At 50.1% G+C, this 14,992-nt stretch carries 15 protein-coding genes; all 15 read left to right on the forward strand.

All coding sequences use genetic code 11. The features are described 5' to 3' along the window. The first annotated feature begins 106 nt into the window (after nt 1–106). Nucleotides 107–1,036 (forward strand): mechanosensitive ion channel family protein, encoded by a 930-nt coding sequence (locus KNQ08_RS13310; protein WP_023469854.1) that lies wholly within the window; start codon nt 107–109, stop codon nt 1,034–1,036. Continuing rightward, nucleotides 1,008–1,196 carry a DUF951 domain-containing protein gene (locus KNQ08_RS13315; RefSeq protein WP_023469853.1) on the forward strand — a complete coding sequence of 63 codons (189 nt, stop codon included), beginning with the start codon at nt 1,008–1,010 and terminating at the stop codon, nt 1,194–1,196. Before KNQ08_RS13310 ends, KNQ08_RS13315 begins: the two co-directional genes overlap by 29 nt. A 228-nt stretch (nt 1,197–1,424) precedes the next feature. Beyond that, nucleotides 1,425–2,525 (forward strand): redox-regulated ATPase YchF, encoded by a 1,101-nt coding sequence (gene ychF, locus KNQ08_RS13320; RefSeq protein ID WP_023469852.1) that lies wholly within the window; start codon nt 1,425–1,427, stop codon nt 2,523–2,525. 120 nt (nt 2,526–2,645) lie between these two features. Further along, nucleotides 2,646–2,933, forward strand: coding sequence for a 30S ribosomal protein S6 (gene rpsF, locus KNQ08_RS13325; protein ID WP_023469851.1), 288 nt, complete (start codon nt 2,646–2,648; stop codon nt 2,931–2,933). A 23-nt stretch (nt 2,934–2,956) separates the two neighbouring features. Further along, complete coding sequence (gene ssb / locus KNQ08_RS13330) at nt 2,957–3,475, forward strand: single-stranded DNA-binding protein (protein ID WP_023469850.1); 519 nt, start codon at nt 2,957–2,959, stop codon at nt 3,473–3,475. Nucleotides 3,476–3,519: 44 nt separating this feature from the next. Next, entirely contained in the window at nt 3,520–3,750 is a 231-nt protein-coding gene (rpsR, locus tag KNQ08_RS13335; protein ID WP_023469849.1) for a 30S ribosomal protein S18, read from the forward strand. Between the two features lie 134 nt (nt 3,751–3,884). Further along, entirely contained in the window at nt 3,885–5,870 is a 1,986-nt protein-coding gene (locus KNQ08_RS13340) for a DHH family phosphoesterase (RefSeq protein ID WP_214806103.1), read from the forward strand. Further along, nucleotides 5,867–6,310 carry a 50S ribosomal protein L9 gene (rplI, locus tag KNQ08_RS13345; RefSeq protein WP_023469847.1) on the forward strand — a complete coding sequence of 148 codons (444 nt, stop codon included), beginning with the start codon at nt 5,867–5,869 and terminating at the stop codon, nt 6,308–6,310. The genes KNQ08_RS13340 and rplI overlap by 4 nt, the downstream gene beginning before the upstream one ends. Nucleotides 6,311–6,329: 19 nt before the next feature. Then, a complete protein-coding gene (dnaB, locus tag KNQ08_RS13350; protein ID WP_023469846.1) occupies nt 6,330–7,682 on the forward strand; it encodes a replicative DNA helicase in 1,353 nt (450 codons plus the stop codon). A 211-nt stretch (nt 7,683–7,893) separates the two neighbouring features. After that, on the forward strand, nt 7,894–9,186 hold the full coding sequence (locus tag KNQ08_RS13355; RefSeq protein ID WP_149428087.1) for an adenylosuccinate synthase: 1,293 nt from the start codon (nt 7,894–7,896) through the stop codon (nt 9,184–9,186). Between the two features lie 225 nt (nt 9,187–9,411). Continuing rightward, the gene (gene yycF, locus KNQ08_RS13360) at nt 9,412–10,119 is read left to right on the forward strand and encodes a response regulator YycF (RefSeq protein WP_023469844.1); all 708 of its coding nucleotides are present in this window, start codon (nt 9,412–9,414) and stop codon (nt 10,117–10,119) included. 2 nt (nt 10,120–10,121) lie between these two features. Continuing rightward, nucleotides 10,122–11,972: a cell wall metabolism sensor histidine kinase WalK gene (gene walK / locus KNQ08_RS13365; protein ID WP_214806105.1), complete on the forward strand. Its 1,851-nt coding sequence runs from the start codon at nt 10,122–10,124 to the stop codon at nt 11,970–11,972. Next, nucleotides 11,969–13,285 (forward strand): two-component system activity regulator YycH, encoded by a 1,317-nt coding sequence (gene yycH / locus KNQ08_RS13370; protein WP_058713711.1) that lies wholly within the window; start codon nt 11,969–11,971, stop codon nt 13,283–13,285. Before walK ends, yycH begins: the two co-directional genes overlap by 4 nt. A 6-nt stretch (nt 13,286–13,291) precedes the next feature. After that, nucleotides 13,292–14,128, forward strand: coding sequence for a two-component system regulatory protein YycI (locus KNQ08_RS13375; protein ID WP_214806107.1), 837 nt, complete (start codon nt 13,292–13,294; stop codon nt 14,126–14,128). A gap of 10 nt (nt 14,129–14,138) precedes the next feature. Beyond that, complete coding sequence (locus tag KNQ08_RS13380; protein ID WP_023469840.1) at nt 14,139–14,930, forward strand: MBL fold metallo-hydrolase; 792 nt, start codon at nt 14,139–14,141, stop codon at nt 14,928–14,930. Nucleotides 14,931–14,992: the final 62 nt, after the last annotated feature.

Here is a 14,992-nt window from a genome sequence, read left to right on the forward strand (position 1 = left end):
TTTCCCGGTTTTTCCAAAAATCTAACGTCAAAATCGGCTCTTTGGTTGAAACTCAATTAAAATCACGTATACTGTCGTAATAGAGAGAACAAGAAAGGATGAGAGAATGGCTACCAATCAAGATGTACAAGAATCCGTCGCCCAAGTCGATAAACTAATCAATCAAGTAATGGATGCGGATATGTGGATTCGTTTTGGGATGAAATTACTGATTGCGCTCATCATCATCGCGGCGTTCTATGTGTTAACGCGCGTTTTGACTGGGGCAGTCTCGCGTCTCTTTACGATCAGGAAAATCAATGAACAGGACTATTTGGCGCAGCGACAGAACGAAACATTACTGAAGTTGCTCCAAAATGCAATCCGTTACGTGCTCGGAATCGTCATGTTGTTGACAGTACTCAGTCAGTTTGGAATCAACATCACTGGTCTTGTCGCCAGTGCCGGAATCGCCGGTCTTGCGATTTCGTTCGGTGCGAAGAACTTGGTGCAAGATATCATTACCGGAGCGTTCATCATCTTCGAACGCCAGTTCAAAGTCGGAGATTATGTACGCGTCGGTGTGATTGAAGGAGTCGTCACGGAACTTGGGATCCGGACGACGAAACTCAAAGGACTCAACGGGGAGATTCACATCATCCCGAACGGTCAGATTTTGCAAGTGACGAACTATTCGGTCGACAACAGTTTTGCACTCGTCGACGTCCAAGTCTCCTATGACGAAGATCTCGAGCGGGTCGAACAAGTCTTGCATGAGATCGCAGACCGGACGACGAAGAAGTATGTCGATATGTTCGTCGAACCGATCCAGATGCTTGGCGTCCAGACACTTGGTCCTTCCGAAGTCGTCTATCGTTTGATGGCAGAAGTACCACCGATGCAACATTTCCAAGCTGGTCGTCTGATCCGGAAAGAATTGAAGCAAGGACTCGAAGAAGAAAACATCAAGATCCCGTATCCACGGATGGTCATGATGAATCCAGAACAAAAGAATGGTGGACAGACGGATGATTCCAAAAACGTATCAACTCCATGATTATGTTGAGATGAAGAAGCAGCATCCATGTGGTACGAACCGATGGCAAATCATTCGGGTCGGCATGGATATCCGAATCAAATGTCAAGGTTGCGGGGCAAGCATCTTAATGCCACGTCGTGATTTTGATAAACGATTGAAAAAAGTCTTACCAGAGTAATGAAAAGCGGATCTGATCCTCGTGATTAGATTCGCTTTTTTGTTGTCTTGCCTAAGTGGAGCGGTTGCGTTCGGTTAGGACGTGAGTAAAAAAGACGGTCGAGCTCCTTGCTTAAAAAAATTGAACTATCTATAATTGTGAAAGATGTGCTGACGTGGTGTAATCATTCTACCCACTGCGGCCGCTAGCACGGATTTCCTAGGAAATACCGAAAAGGAGGAATTCCAAGTGGGATTAACAGCAGGAATCGTTGGCTTACCAAACGTAGGAAAATCAACACTTTTTAACGCCATCACACAAGCAGGTGTAGAGGCAGCGAACTACCCGTTCGCAACGATCGACCCGAACGTCGGTGTCGTTGAAGTACCAGATGCACGTCTTCGGAAATTGACGGAACTCGTCAACCCGAAAAAGACGATCCCGACAGCATTCGAATTCACGGATATCGCAGGTATCGTAAAAGGTGCGTCTAAAGGGGAAGGTCTCGGAAATAAATTCCTCGCGAACATTCGTGAGGTAGATGCGATCTGTCAGGTCGTGCGTTGTTTCGTCGATGAAAACATCACACACGTGGCCGGGAAAGTCTCACCGATCGATGATATCGAGACGATCAACCTCGAATTGATCCTCGCAGACCTCGAGCAAGTCGAAAAACGGATTCAGCGTGTCCAAAAACAAGTCAAGTCCCGCGATAAAAACGCAGCGGCTGAACTCGAAGCACTTGAAATCGTGCAAGCATTACTCGAAGATGAGAAACCAGCACGTCTCGCTGAATTGAACGAAGATCAAGCAGCTCTCGTTAAACACTTCCAATTGTTGACGATGAAACCGATGCTTTACGTCGCAAACGTCGGCGAAGATGAAGTCGCAGATGCGGACAATAACGAAAATGTCCGTCTCGTACGCGAATTCGCAGAAAAAGAAGGTTCTGAAGTTATCGTCATCTGTGCTCGGATCGAAGAAGAGATTGCGGAGCTTGAGCCAGAAGAACGTCAAGAGTTCCTCGTCGATCTTGGAATCGAAGAATCAGGTCTTGATCAATTGATCCATGCAGCATACAGCACGCTTGGTCTTGCGACATACTTCACAGCAGGTGAAAAAGAAGTACGCGCTTGGACGTTCAAAAAAGGGATGAAAGCTCCACAATGTGCGGGTGTCATCCACTCGGACTTCGAACGTGGATTCATCCGTGCAGAAGTCGTTTCGTACGAAGATTTAGCAGCAGCAGGCAACATGGCTACAGTCAAGGAACAAGGACGTTACCGTTCAGAAGGTAAGGAATATGTCTTCCAAGACGGCGATGTCGTCACATTCCGCTTCAACGTCTAATCGAAAACGAATCGTTATTGCATAAAGCAAAATACTTTGGTAGTATTAACGAATGTGAGTAATGAATTATTGCTCCTTGCTCGAACATTCGAGCCGCCAGTCCAAGAGGAGGTGACAGATATGCGTAAATACGAAGTACTTTACATCATCCGTCCGGAACTTGATGAGGAAGCACGCAAAGCAACAGTGGAGCGTTTCAACAAAGTCCTCACTGATAACGGTGGTACAGTTGATAAAACAACTGAAATGGGTAAACGTCGTTTCGCTTACGAAATCAATGATATGCGTGAAGGGTTCTACGTTCTTCTTAACGTTTCTGCTGAACCAGCAGCTACAAAAGAACTTGACCGTCTCATGAAGATCAGTGACGATATCGTTCGCTTAATGATCACAAAAGACGAGAAATAAGCTGAAACAGGAGAGTGATTCTGATGATTAACCGCGTCGTTTTAGTCGGTCGGTTAACTCGTGACCCGGAAATGCGTTATACGCAGAGCGGGATTGCGGTAACGCGATTCACACTCGCATGTGACCGTCCTTTCACAGGGCAAGATGGGAAGCGAGAAGCTGATTTCATCGATTGCGTCGTTTGGCGCAAGCAAGCAGAGAACGTTGCTCAGTATTTGAAGAAGGGTAGTCTTGCTGGTGTAGAGGGTCGCCTCCAGATTAGCAGCTACGACGATAAAGAAGGGCAACGCCGTTATCGTGCGGAAGTCGTCGCTGATAGCGTCCGCTTCCTTGAGTCACGTAACGCGAGCCGTTCTTCGGATGGTAGCGAAGGCTACGCTTCATCTACTGGTGGAAACGGGAATGCTGCAGGATGGGGTTCACAGCAACAGCAGAACAACTCTTCCTCGCCAGCACCCGCTTCATCGAATTCGGGCTTCGGCGCTGATCCGTTCAGCGGCGGTAGTTCGATCGACCTTTCAGACGACGATCTCCCGTTCTAAGGAAATCGTCCTGAAAAATCCAAGTTAAAAAGGAGGTTAATCACATGGCACGTCGTCCAGGTGGAAAACGTCGTCGTAAAGTATGTTACTTCACGTCGAACCACATCACTCATATCGATTATAAAGACGTAGAACTTCTCAAACGTTTCATTTCGGAACGCGGTAAGATTCTTCCACGTCGTGTGACTGGTACTTCAGCGAAATACCAACGTCCACTTACAATCGCAATCAAACGCGCACGTCAAATGGCTTTAATCCCATACGTGGCTGACTGATTTCGTAGCACCATCCTCATGCGTGAGGATGGTGCTTTTTTTCGCTTCCCTTTCATCCCCTCCTGCTTTTCGGTTATAATAAACAAGTTACTAAAAATTTAAATGAACCCTATAGAGCATATAAGGAGGACACGATGGAGTCAGGTCAACAAGTATCACCGGAACGAGAACGACGCATCGTTCGCTTCATTCCGTATCTATTAATCGTCGGTCTGCTTCTCGTCGTCGCTGTACGTGAACCGATCATCTCTGCTATCGGAGCCGTCGTGACTGCCCTCCTCTTCGGATTGCACCTATTCGAAGAACGCCGTGCACGCAGGGCATGGGAGGCGTATGTCGCCGGAATCTCGATGCAAGTCGAGGAGACGGGACAAGATGCGTTGACGAACATGCCAATCGGGATTTTGTTATACGATGAGGAAACCCTCGTCACCTGGTTCAATGATCCGATGCGGGACATCTTTGATGATGTAGCGATGGGACAGACGCTCAATGAGCTCGATCCCTTATTCATCGAGATGGTCGCGACGAACGAGGACCAAGCGACGCTTGAAATCGGTGATGCCGTATATCGCGTCTTTTCAAATCATGAGAACCGGACGTTCTATCTGTTCGATATGACAGAAGAAGCACAAGTCGAACAACAACTCGTCGATAATCAGACGGTCATCGGCGTCATCTATCTTGATAACTACGATGAGATGACACAAGGTATCGAAGATCAGTTGCGCAGTGAGTTGAACAGCCGAGTTACGCAACTGTTGAATCACTGGGCAGCCGAACACGGAACGTATATCAAGCGGACCGCATCTGATCGGTATTTCATCGTCACGACAGAAGAGAATCTCCGGATTCTCGAACGATCGAAGTTCACGATTCTCGATACCGTTCGCGAAGAGACGAGTCAGCGTGGTGTCCAGTTGACGTTATCGATCGGAATTGGTTGCGGTAGTGATCCGATTCCTTCGCTTGGTCTGATGGCTCAATCGAGTCTCGATCTCGCGCTAGGACGGGGAGGCGACCAAGTCGTCATCAAACGCGACGGGAAAGTCCGCTTCTATGGTGGCAAGACGAACCCGACAGAAAAACGGACACGTGTCCGGGCACGGGTCATTGCCAACTCGCTTCGTGACTTAATGCAGGAATCAAGCCGTGTCCTGATCATGGGGCATAAGAATCCGGATATGGATGCACTCGGATCAGCGATCGGGATTTTGAAGCTTGCGGAAATGAACGATAAGGAAGCGCATATCGTCTTACCGCCAGAAGAAATCGGTCGCGGGATTCGCCGGATGATGGACGAGATCGCTGAAGTACCACAACTCGAGACACGGTTCGTCAATGCGTTTCAAGCGGATCAGTTGATTGACGATCAGACGTTACTCGTCGTCGTCGATACCCACAAACCGTCGCTCGTCGTCGTACCGACGTTACTCGATCGATTCGAGCATATGGTCGTCATTGATCATCACCGGCGCGGGGAGGATTTCATCGAAGATGCGGTCCTCGTTTATCTCGAGCCTTACGCATCGTCGACGTCAGAACTCGTCACCGAGTTAATCGAGTACCAGCCGACGAATCAGAAGCTATCGATGCTTGAGGCGACGGCGTTACTTGCCGGAATCATCGTCGATACGAAAGGCTTTGCGCTTCGGACCGGCTCGCGGACGTTCGATGCTGCATCTTACTTGCGTTCACAAGGTGCTGACACGGTGCTCGTGCAAGAGTTCCTCAGTCAGGATCTTGAGACGTACGTTGAGCAGTCACATATCCTCGAGCGGTCCGAGGTCTATACGAAAGGGATGGCGATTGCGACAGCGGAACCTGGCGTCATTCACGATCAAGTCTTGATCGCACAAGCGGCCGATCAATTGTTGTCGCTTCAAGGCATCCGTGCTGCCTTCGTCATCGCGGAACTTCAAGACGGACGGACAGCGATCAGTGCCCGTTCACTCGGAGAAGTCAACGTCCAGTTGATCATGGAGACGCTCGGAGGCGGCGGTCACTTGACGAACGCGGCGACACAGATGTCAGAATCGGTCGTCACGGTCGCGGATGCGTTGCGTAAAGCGATCGATCAATATCTAGAAGATGAGACAAAAGGAGAGGAATCAGAATGAAGGTTATTTTCTTACAAGATGTAAAAGGACAAGGTAAAGCAGGAGACGTTAAAGACGTGGCCGATGCTTATGCAAATAACGTACTCTTCAAGAAAAAGTTGGCGCGTCCTGCGACGACTGGCAACTTGAAGCAACATGAAGCACATGAACGTAAAGCAGCAGAAGAAGCGAAACAGAACTTGCTTGACGCACAAGCGTTAAAAGAGAAAATCGAAAAAGAGACGATCGTCGTCTCGACGAAAGCCGGTGAAGGCGGTCGTGTCTTCGGTTCTGTCACAAGCAAACAGATCGCGGAAGCACTCAAGAGCATGGGTTACAAAATCGACAAACGTAAAATCGAGCTCGAGCACCCAATCAAGGCACTCGGCTTTACGAAGGTACCATTGAAGCTACACAACGAAGTGACAGCGACGCTGAACGTTCAGGTCAAAGAGGCGTGAGTAGAAAAGGGGAACGGTGATGAGTGAAGTCATGCAAAATATGCCTCCCCAAAGTATCGAGGCAGAACAAGCCGTCCTAGGGGCGATCATGATTGATGCGGATCGTTTGATCAGTGCATCAGAACGTCTGTTACCGCAGGACTTTTACCGTGCCTCTCACCAACGGATCTTCGAAGCGATGCTCGTGCTGTCCGACCGAGGCGAAGCGATCGACCTCGTCACGGTCACAGCCGAGCTCAGTACGCTTGGCATCCTAGATGAGATCGGTGGTCTACCGTATCTAGCGGAACTAGCGGAAGGGGTACCAACCGCAGCCAACATCAATTACTACGTCAACGTCGTTGACCAGAAGTCGACGCTTCGGCGTCTCATTCGGACGGCGGGTGAAATCGTCACTGACGGATACGAGCGGCAAAACGAGGTCGATGTCCTGCTGAACGAGGCAGAACGGAAGATTCTCGAAGTATCACAAGGAAAAGGGAGCGCGAGCTTCATCCCGATCTCGGACGTCTTGACGAGTGCCTATGCAACGATTGATAAATTGCATAAACAAAGCGGCGAGACGACGGGGATTCCGACCGGTTTCCAGGATCTCGATAAGATGACGGCCGGATTCCAGCGTAACGATCTAATCATCGTCGCAGCACGTCCATCGGTCGGGAAGACGGCGTTTGCCTTGAACATCTCGCAAAACGTCGCGACACGCGCTGACGAGAACGTCGCCATCTTTAGTCTTGAGATGGGTGCCGAACAGCTCGTCATGCGGATGCTCTGTGCCGAAGGAAACGTCGATGCGCAGCGACTCCGGACTGGTCAACTCGAAGAAGAGGACTGGGGCAAGTTATCGCTTGCGATGAGTAACCTGTCTCAAGCCGGCATCTACATCGACGATACACCAGGGATTCGGGTCAACGATATCCGGGCAAAGTGCCGTCGTTTGAAGCAGGAGCACGGTCTTGGGATGATCATGATCGACTACTTGCAGCTGATTCAAGGGAACGGTCGCTCAAGCGACAACCGTCAACAAGAGGTTTCGGAAATTTCCCGTTCCTTGAAATCACTCGCGCGGGAACTCGAAGTCCCGGTCATCGCCTTATCGCAGCTCTCCCGTGGGGTTGAGAGTCGTCAAGATAAGCGACCGATGATGTCGGATATCCGGGAATCGGGAGCGATCGAGCAAGATGCCGATATCGTCGCCTTCTTGTATCGTGACGATTACTACAACAAAGAAACGGAAGATGCGAATACGATTGAGATCATCATCGCAAAACAGCGGAATGGTCCAACCGGTACCGTCAAACTCGCCTTCCGAAAAGAATTCAACAAGTTTGTGGATCTCGAGCCAAGTAACTCGTACGCGCCACCAGCTTAATCCAAGCTACGCTTTGTCTTCGATCGATCGGAGACAAAACGTAGCTTTTTTTATTTTCACCTAAAGATTCTCAGTTTATTTATCAAAAACGATAATTAAACGAACGAAAGAGAATTGTAACAATTAATTGTTCGGTATTTGGTTGACTTCTTTTTTTTATCGCGTTACACTTAGTCGTGGTTTTGAATCGTACGTGGAGGTGGATGATAAGATGTCATCAGTAGTAGTAGTCGGAACACAGTGGGGCGACGAAGGAAAAGGGAAAATCACCGATTTTCTTTCGAAACAAGCCGACGTCGTAGCACGTTATCAAGGTGGAGACAATGCAGGACATACGATCGTATTCAATAACGAGACGTACAAATTGCACTTGATCCCATCAGGTATTTTTTACTCGGATAAGAAATGTGTCATCGGGAACGGTCTCGTCGTTAACCCGAAATCACTCGTCAAGGAATTGAAGTATCTGCACGATCGTGGTGTTTCAACGGATAACTTGTTAATTTCGAATCGGGCGCATGTCATCTTGCCGTATCATCAGTTGCAGGATCAGTTAGAAGAAGAAGCGAAAGGCGACGCAAAAGTCGGAACGACGCTAAAAGGAATCGGACCGTGCTACATGGATAAAGCCGCTCGAATCGGAATCCGGATGGCAGACTTACTCGACAAAGAAACGTTCGCTGAGAAGTTGAAGATCGTTCTCGACCAAAAGAACCGCATGTTCACGAAGATGTATGACGCTGAACCAATCGCGTTCGACGATATCTTCGAAGAGTACTATGCGTATGGACAAGAGTTCGCGAAATACGTCTGCGATACATCCGTCGTCGTCAACGATAGCCTCGACCATGGTGAAAAAGTGTTGTTCGAAGGCGCACAAGGTGTCTTACTCGACCTTGACCACGGAACGTATCCGTTCGTTACATCATCGAACGCATCAGCTGGTGGTGTCGCATCAGGTGTCGGTGTTGGTCCAGCTCGGATCGATCACGTCGTTGGTGTCTGTAAAGCGTACACGTCACGAGTCGGTGACGGTCCGTTCCCAACGGAATTGTTCGATGACATCGGTCATCAAATCCGTGAAGTCGGTCGTGAATACGGAACGACGACAGGACGTCCGCGTCGTGTTGGTTGGTTCGACTCGGTCGTTGTTCGCCACTCGCGCCGTACAAGTGGATTGACGGATCTTTCGCTCAACTCGATCGACGTTTTGACAGGACTCGACACATTGAAAATCTGTACATCATACGAATTCAACGGTAAACAGATCGATGAGTACCCAGCAAGCTTCCGTGATCTCGAAGCATGTGTTCCAATTTACGAAGAACTTCCAGGCTGGAAAGAGGACATCACAGGTGTCCGTCGCTTTGAAGATCTACCGTTGAACGCACAGAACTACGTTAAGCGGATTGCGGATCTGACAGGTATCTCACTCGTCACGTTCTCGGTCGGACCGGGTCGTGAACAGACAGTCGTCTTGCGTGATCTCTACGAAGAAGCATAAGTCTCAACAGCCTCTTGCTTCCTGCAAGAGGCTGTTTTTTGTGCGAAATGGTTCACAAACGGAAGCAAAAACAGGTATACTGAATACAGTGTTTCACGTGGAACCTCTCTCGTGAGACGACGAACAGCAGAGAGAGTGGCGCCGGGAGTTTCCGTCGCCACCTTTCTATATGCCGAAAAAACAGGTAAAATAGATTGAATAGAAATTTTTAAGGGGGCACACCCAGTGACGGAACGCAAAATTCTAGTCGTCGATGACGAGTTACCGATTGCAGATATACTCAAGTTTAAATTAGAAAAAGAAGGCTACCAGGTCGCGATCGCAAATGACGGCGTGGAGGCATTAGAGAAATTCGAGGAGTTCAAACCGGATTTGATGTTACTCGACATCATGCTTCCGCTGATGGACGGGATGGAAGTCTGCCGAGAAGTCCGGAAGACGTCGAAGATTCCAATCATCATGTTGACAGCGAAGGATTCCGAGATTGATACGGTACTTGGTCTTGAGCTTGGCGCGAACGATTACGTGACGAAGCCATTTAGCTCGCGCGAGTTACTTGCCCGTGTGAAAGTCCACTTACGCAACACGAGTCCTGAAGCTACACCACAACCGGTTGGACCAGGTCCACTCAAAGTCGGAGAACTGTATATCGATACGAATTCGCATACGGTGACACGTAAGGATCAAAAGATCGAGCTGACGCAACGTGAGTTCGAATTGTTGCACTACCTCGCGAAAAACATCGGTCAAGTCATGACACGTGAGCATTTGTTGCAAACGGTCTGGGGCTATGACTACTTCGGTGATGTCCGGACAGTCGACGTGACAGTACGTCGTCTCCGTGAGAAAGTCGAAGACAACCCAAGTACGCCTGTCTATATCATGACGCGTCGTGGTGTCGGCTACTATCTCCAAGACGGGGAGAATGAATAACGATGTTAAAAGGAACGAACTTCTTTAAATCCATCCAATGGAAACTCGTCGTCATCTATGCCTTATTGATTTTAGTGGCGATGCAGGTCATTGGCGTCTATTTCGTTCGTTCCCTTGAAAAGCAGTACATTACGAACTTCTCGAAGTCGGTCGAGGACCGAGCAGGCCTTGTCGCCTATAACGTCGGGAAGGAATTCGATAAAACAGGCGATGATGACGCCTCCAAGCGGCAGTTGTCCCAATCACTAGGGCAACTGCTGTCTGAGTTTAGTAATGGCTCCACCTCAAGGAACGACATCCTCGAAGTCCAGATCATTGACCAGGACTCAATCATCCAAGCGACATCGGATAACGAGAACCAATCAGCAGTCGGACAACGGGCGACGAATTCACTGATTAAAAAGGCACAGGCAACGAGCTCGACCCGGACGGACACCGTGCTTGATCCGGAATCAGAGGATAAGATCCGGATCTTTGCCGTACCGGTCACCTCGGAACGAGACGGCGTAACGACCGGTATGATTTATGTTCGCGCCTCGATGGAGTCAATCTATTCGCAGATGCAACAGGTTACGCGGATTCTTGCGACCGGAACGGTCATCGCCCTCGTCATCACGTCAATTCTCGGTGTGTTGCTGTCGCGGACGATCACGCGCCCGATTTCCGATATGCGGCGTCAAGCGATTGAGATGCGACGCGGGAACTTCTCGCGGAAGGTTAAGGTCTATTCGGACGATGAGATCGGGCAACTCGCCCGTTCCTTCAACGAATTGACGGATGAGCTACTCGAAGCAAACGCGACGACGGAAGCTGAACGGCGGAAGTTGACGAGTGTCCTAGAGAACATGACCGATGGCGTCATCGCGACGGACCGGACGCTGCGCGTCATCTTGATGAACGACCAAGCGAAGGATATCGTCGGTGCTGACGATGCGAGCGTCGTCGGCACGAACTTGAAGGACTTACTGGCACTCGGTGACGATTTCATGATTCCGGAAGACGGTACGATGCCACCGCGTCTGCTTGATTTCAGCAGTGAGGACGAACTGTTCCTCGTTCGGGCATTCTTCTCGCCCGTCAAGAAACACAGTGGTCCGATTACGGGGATGATCGTCGTTCTGCATGACGTCACGGAACAGGAGCAAGTCGAACAGGATCGTCGCGAATTCGTCGCGAACGTCAGTCATGAGCTCCGGACACCGCTGACGACGATGCGCAGCTATCTTGAAGCCTTAGCAGAAGGAGCGTATCAGGACGAGGAACTTGCCCCGCGTTTCCTTGAGACGACACAAAACGAGACGGAGCGAATGATCCGCCTCGTCACCGATCTCTTACAACTGTCGAAGATGGACAGTAAGGAATATAAAATGAACAAGGTCCGCTTCGATTACATTCAGTTCCTGAATGAGATTCTCGATCGCCATGACATGACGAAGCCGGAACGGATTCATTTCCGTCGTAAGATCATGAAGCGGAAAGTCTATATCCGTGGGGATCAGGATAAATTGATTCAGGTCGCAGACAACATCCTGACGAACGCAATCAAGTACTCACCGGAAGGCGGAACGATCACCGTCCGGACGATGCTCCGGGCAAAACGAATCGTCATCAGCATCAAGGATGAAGGTGTCGGAATCCCGAAAGCGAATCTCCAAAAAATCTTCGAACGCTTCTATCGTGTCGATAAAGCCCGTGCCCGTAAAATTGGCGGCACCGGTCTTGGTCTGTCGATCGCAAAAGACGTCGTTTCAGCACATGGTGGCGACATCTGGGCAGAAAGTGAATGGGGACGCGGCACGACGATTTACTTCACGCTTCCGTATGAGGTGATCGAAGAGGTGGATGCCGGATGAAGAAACAACACTGGAGTTCGCTGTTACTCGTCCTGCTTGTCGCCGGTTCGATCGCTCAGACAGCGATGCTCTGGACCTATCATCCAAGCAGTGAATCAATCGAGCGGGAACAGGTCTCGTTCAACGAGATCGATGCCTCAAAGACGATTGAAAGCAACCAACTGATCAACCCGGAACTACTCGTCTATGCGGATCAGGAAGGGATCTATCAGACACAAATCATCGGTCGGACCTTCCTTAACCGCATCGGTGCGTCGTTTAACATCGGTGTTCTTGTCTTGACGGATAAAGCGAATAATATCCCGGTCGGTGACCGGAGTGTCGAGATGATTTTCCCGACACCGATCAGTGCGACGATTCTTGAAGAGTTACTCGGAGAAAAACAAATCGCCTTCTCGGAACCGATCAAACGGCTCTATTTACTTGATTATGATGGACCAATCCTCCGTCTCGAGTCGGCGACCGGTCGCCTGAAGGACTTCAAGCTCGTCGGCGATGAGACGGTTCTGAAGCGACTGTTCGCGCATGATAAGAAAAAACCGATGACACGCGTCGAACTCAAAGGTGGCGATTATACGTATGTCGCGAGCGGTACGACGCGACTAGAGCAAGTCTTCGTCTATGACGAGGTCGGGCAATCGCCAAAACCACTTGATCGCATCCGGAGTGCCTTTTTTGCCGAGAACTCGAACGTCCAGCAGATCAAGAGTCGGGATGATCTTGACGTCTTGACAGACGGTGTCAGCGTTTCGACGTATGACCGAAACTACAATGTCTATCGCTTCAACACGTTATCGCCGAATACCCAAAGCTCGACCGTCGATTACAGCACGCTCGTCAGCTATGTCAACATTCATGGGGGCTGGCTCGATCAAGATACCCAGCGCAGTGGTTTCCGGTATTACTTTGATCAGATGAGTAAAAAGAGTGAGGAACAGACGGCGACGTTCCGGTTGTACTTGAACCGGTATCCGGTATTTGGGGAGAGTGGTCCGCTGCTCGAACAGACGAAGTTCGATCTCGCGACACTCAAGATCATGTATGAGGAGAACCAAGTCCGATCGCTCAGCCGTAGCATGCTCCGAGCGAAGCGGAAGCTGATCCTTCGGGAAGAGACGGTGCCAGCCGTTGAAACGGTTCTCGAACGTCTGAGCCGTGCTGATCTCTTAAAAGAGATCAGTGGAATCCGGATTGGATATGAGATGACGTATAAGATTTCAACGAGCCGTTATGCCGTCTTTGAGCCGACGTGGTTTATCAAAATCGACGGCGTCTGGCAATCGATCAATCAAGCTGTCGGGAATGAGGGGTGAGGATGAATGGACTGGAGTAAAGCGAAGACCTTATTGATGCTGACCTTTTTGATCCTGAACGTCTACCTCGCCATTCAATTGATGGACCGGATGGTCGAGCCGCGGATCGTCGCGACGAGTGCGACCGGGAAATCGATCTTGAAGGATCGTCAAATCGACGAGAAGAAACTACAACCGGTCACGCGGGACATCGGCTATTTAACAGCCGAAGTTGATGCGCGGACGCTAGCGCCACTTGCGAGTTCACCGATTCGTGATGCGGTCGCCTCCGTCAAGAATGATGTCGAGTGGTCGGTCCGGTTGACGAAACCGTATCGACTCGAAACGAAGACGATGCGGGATTCTGCTTCATCGTTCGTTCAAGCGTCCGTTCGGTATGGTGCCGAATATACATTTTGGAAGTATGATAGTAAGTATCAGGAGATGACATTCGTTCAGACGTATAAGGGACAGCCGCTCTATTCGACACCACAGCAGTCGCGTGAGGACGATGCGATGATCGGACCGTCCCTGCTCGTCTTGCAGCTCAACGATGCGAAGGAAATCGTCAGCTACAAACAACGCCACTTGAACAAGGTCGTCCGGCAAGCACAGGACGTGACGTTGTTATCAGCAAGTGAAGCAATCGTCCAGTTGTCGGAGCAAGGCTTGTTCCCGGCATCGAAGCAGTTGACGAGTCACAAGCTCGGTTATTTCTGTCTCGTCACGGAAGGTACGGAATCGGTCCAAATCCTGCCGCCGACGTGGCAAATCGAGCTCGATAATGAAGAAGTCTACTTCGTCAATGCGATTGATGGCGGTGTCCAGACCGTCGAACGATTGGATACAGTCTCAGAGAAATGAGGAATGCACGATGAGCCTACACTACAGCGTCATGGCCAGTGGCTCGACGGGGAACGCCCTCTATATCGAAAGTGAACAGACCCGCTTGCTCGTCGACGCGGGATTGACCGGCAAGGCGATGCTCGCCTTGTTCGACCAGATCGACCGGTCGCCACATGGCATCGATGGTCTGTTCGTCACCCATGAACACTCCGACCATATCAAAGGCGTCGGCATCATGGCACGGAAGTACAATATCCCGCTCTATGCGAATGAAAAGACGTGGGCAGCGATGGAAGCGAAGATCGGTAAGATCGATCCGGCGCTGAAGTTCCTCTGGGAAGTCGGAGAGGTCAAGCAGTTCGGTGACATCGAAGTCGAATCATTCAACGTCAGTCACGATGCAGCCGATCCGATGTTCTTCCAGTTCGCACACGAAGGAAAACGATTGGCGCACATCACGGATACCGGATACGTCTCGGACCGGATGAAAGGTGTCATTCGGGGCGCTGATGCTTATATCTTCGAAGCGAACCATGATATCGGCATGCTCCAGATGGGACATTACCCGTGGAGCGTCAAACGACGGATCCTCGGGGATTACGGACACGTCTCGAACGAGGATGCCGCAATCGCGATGAGTGAGGTCCTGGATGACCGGACGAAACGAATCCACATGGCCCACTTGAGCAAGGACAACAACATGAAGGAACTCGCCCGGATGAGTGTCTCCCAGACGCTCGCGAGCCGTGACGTCGATCTGAGTAAGATTCAGCTTCTCGACACGGATCCGGTTATTCCGACACCGCTCCTAAAGCTTTGATTATGGGAAATTACTGAATATGCTCAAAAGACCCCCACATTTGGCTCACTTGCCACGTGATG

The organism is Exiguobacterium sp. s46 (assembly GCF_018618875.1).
In the GTDB taxonomy this organism is placed as follows: domain Bacteria; phylum Bacillota; class Bacilli; order Exiguobacteriales; family Exiguobacteriaceae; genus Exiguobacterium_A; species Exiguobacterium_A abrahamii.

Excerpts from the sequence above, each read along its gene's own strand:
- KNQ08_RS13310 (WP_023469854.1), top strand. The coding sequence starts at position 107 with ATGGCTACCAATCAAGATGTACAAGAATCCGTCGCCCAAGTCGATAAA.
- KNQ08_RS13315 (WP_023469853.1), top strand. The coding sequence starts at position 1,008 with ATGATTCCAAAAACGTATCAACTCCATGATTATGTTGAGATGAAGAAG.
- rpsF (WP_023469851.1), top strand. The coding sequence starts at position 2,646 with ATGCGTAAATACGAAGTACTTTACATCATCCGTCCGGAACTTGATGAG.
- ssb (WP_023469850.1), top strand. The coding sequence starts at position 2,957 with ATGATTAACCGCGTCGTTTTAGTCGGTCGGTTAACTCGTGACCCGGAA.
- rpsR (WP_023469849.1), top strand. The coding sequence starts at position 3,520 with ATGGCACGTCGTCCAGGTGGAAAACGTCGTCGTAAAGTATGTTACTTC.
- KNQ08_RS13340 (WP_214806103.1), top strand. The coding sequence starts at position 3,885 with ATGGAGTCAGGTCAACAAGTATCACCGGAACGAGAACGACGCATCGTT.
- rplI (WP_023469847.1), top strand. The coding sequence starts at position 5,867 with ATGAAGGTTATTTTCTTACAAGATGTAAAAGGACAAGGTAAAGCAGGA.
- dnaB (WP_023469846.1), top strand. The coding sequence starts at position 6,330 with ATGAGTGAAGTCATGCAAAATATGCCTCCCCAAAGTATCGAGGCAGAA.
- KNQ08_RS13355 (WP_149428087.1), top strand. The coding sequence starts at position 7,894 with ATGTCATCAGTAGTAGTAGTCGGAACACAGTGGGGCGACGAAGGAAAA.
- walK (WP_214806105.1), top strand. The coding sequence starts at position 10,122 with ATGTTAAAAGGAACGAACTTCTTTAAATCCATCCAATGGAAACTCGTC.
- yycH (WP_058713711.1), top strand. The coding sequence starts at position 11,969 with ATGAAGAAACAACACTGGAGTTCGCTGTTACTCGTCCTGCTTGTCGCC.
- KNQ08_RS13375 (WP_214806107.1), top strand. The coding sequence starts at position 13,292 with ATGGACTGGAGTAAAGCGAAGACCTTATTGATGCTGACCTTTTTGATC.
- KNQ08_RS13380 (WP_023469840.1), top strand. The coding sequence starts at position 14,139 with ATGAGCCTACACTACAGCGTCATGGCCAGTGGCTCGACGGGGAACGCC.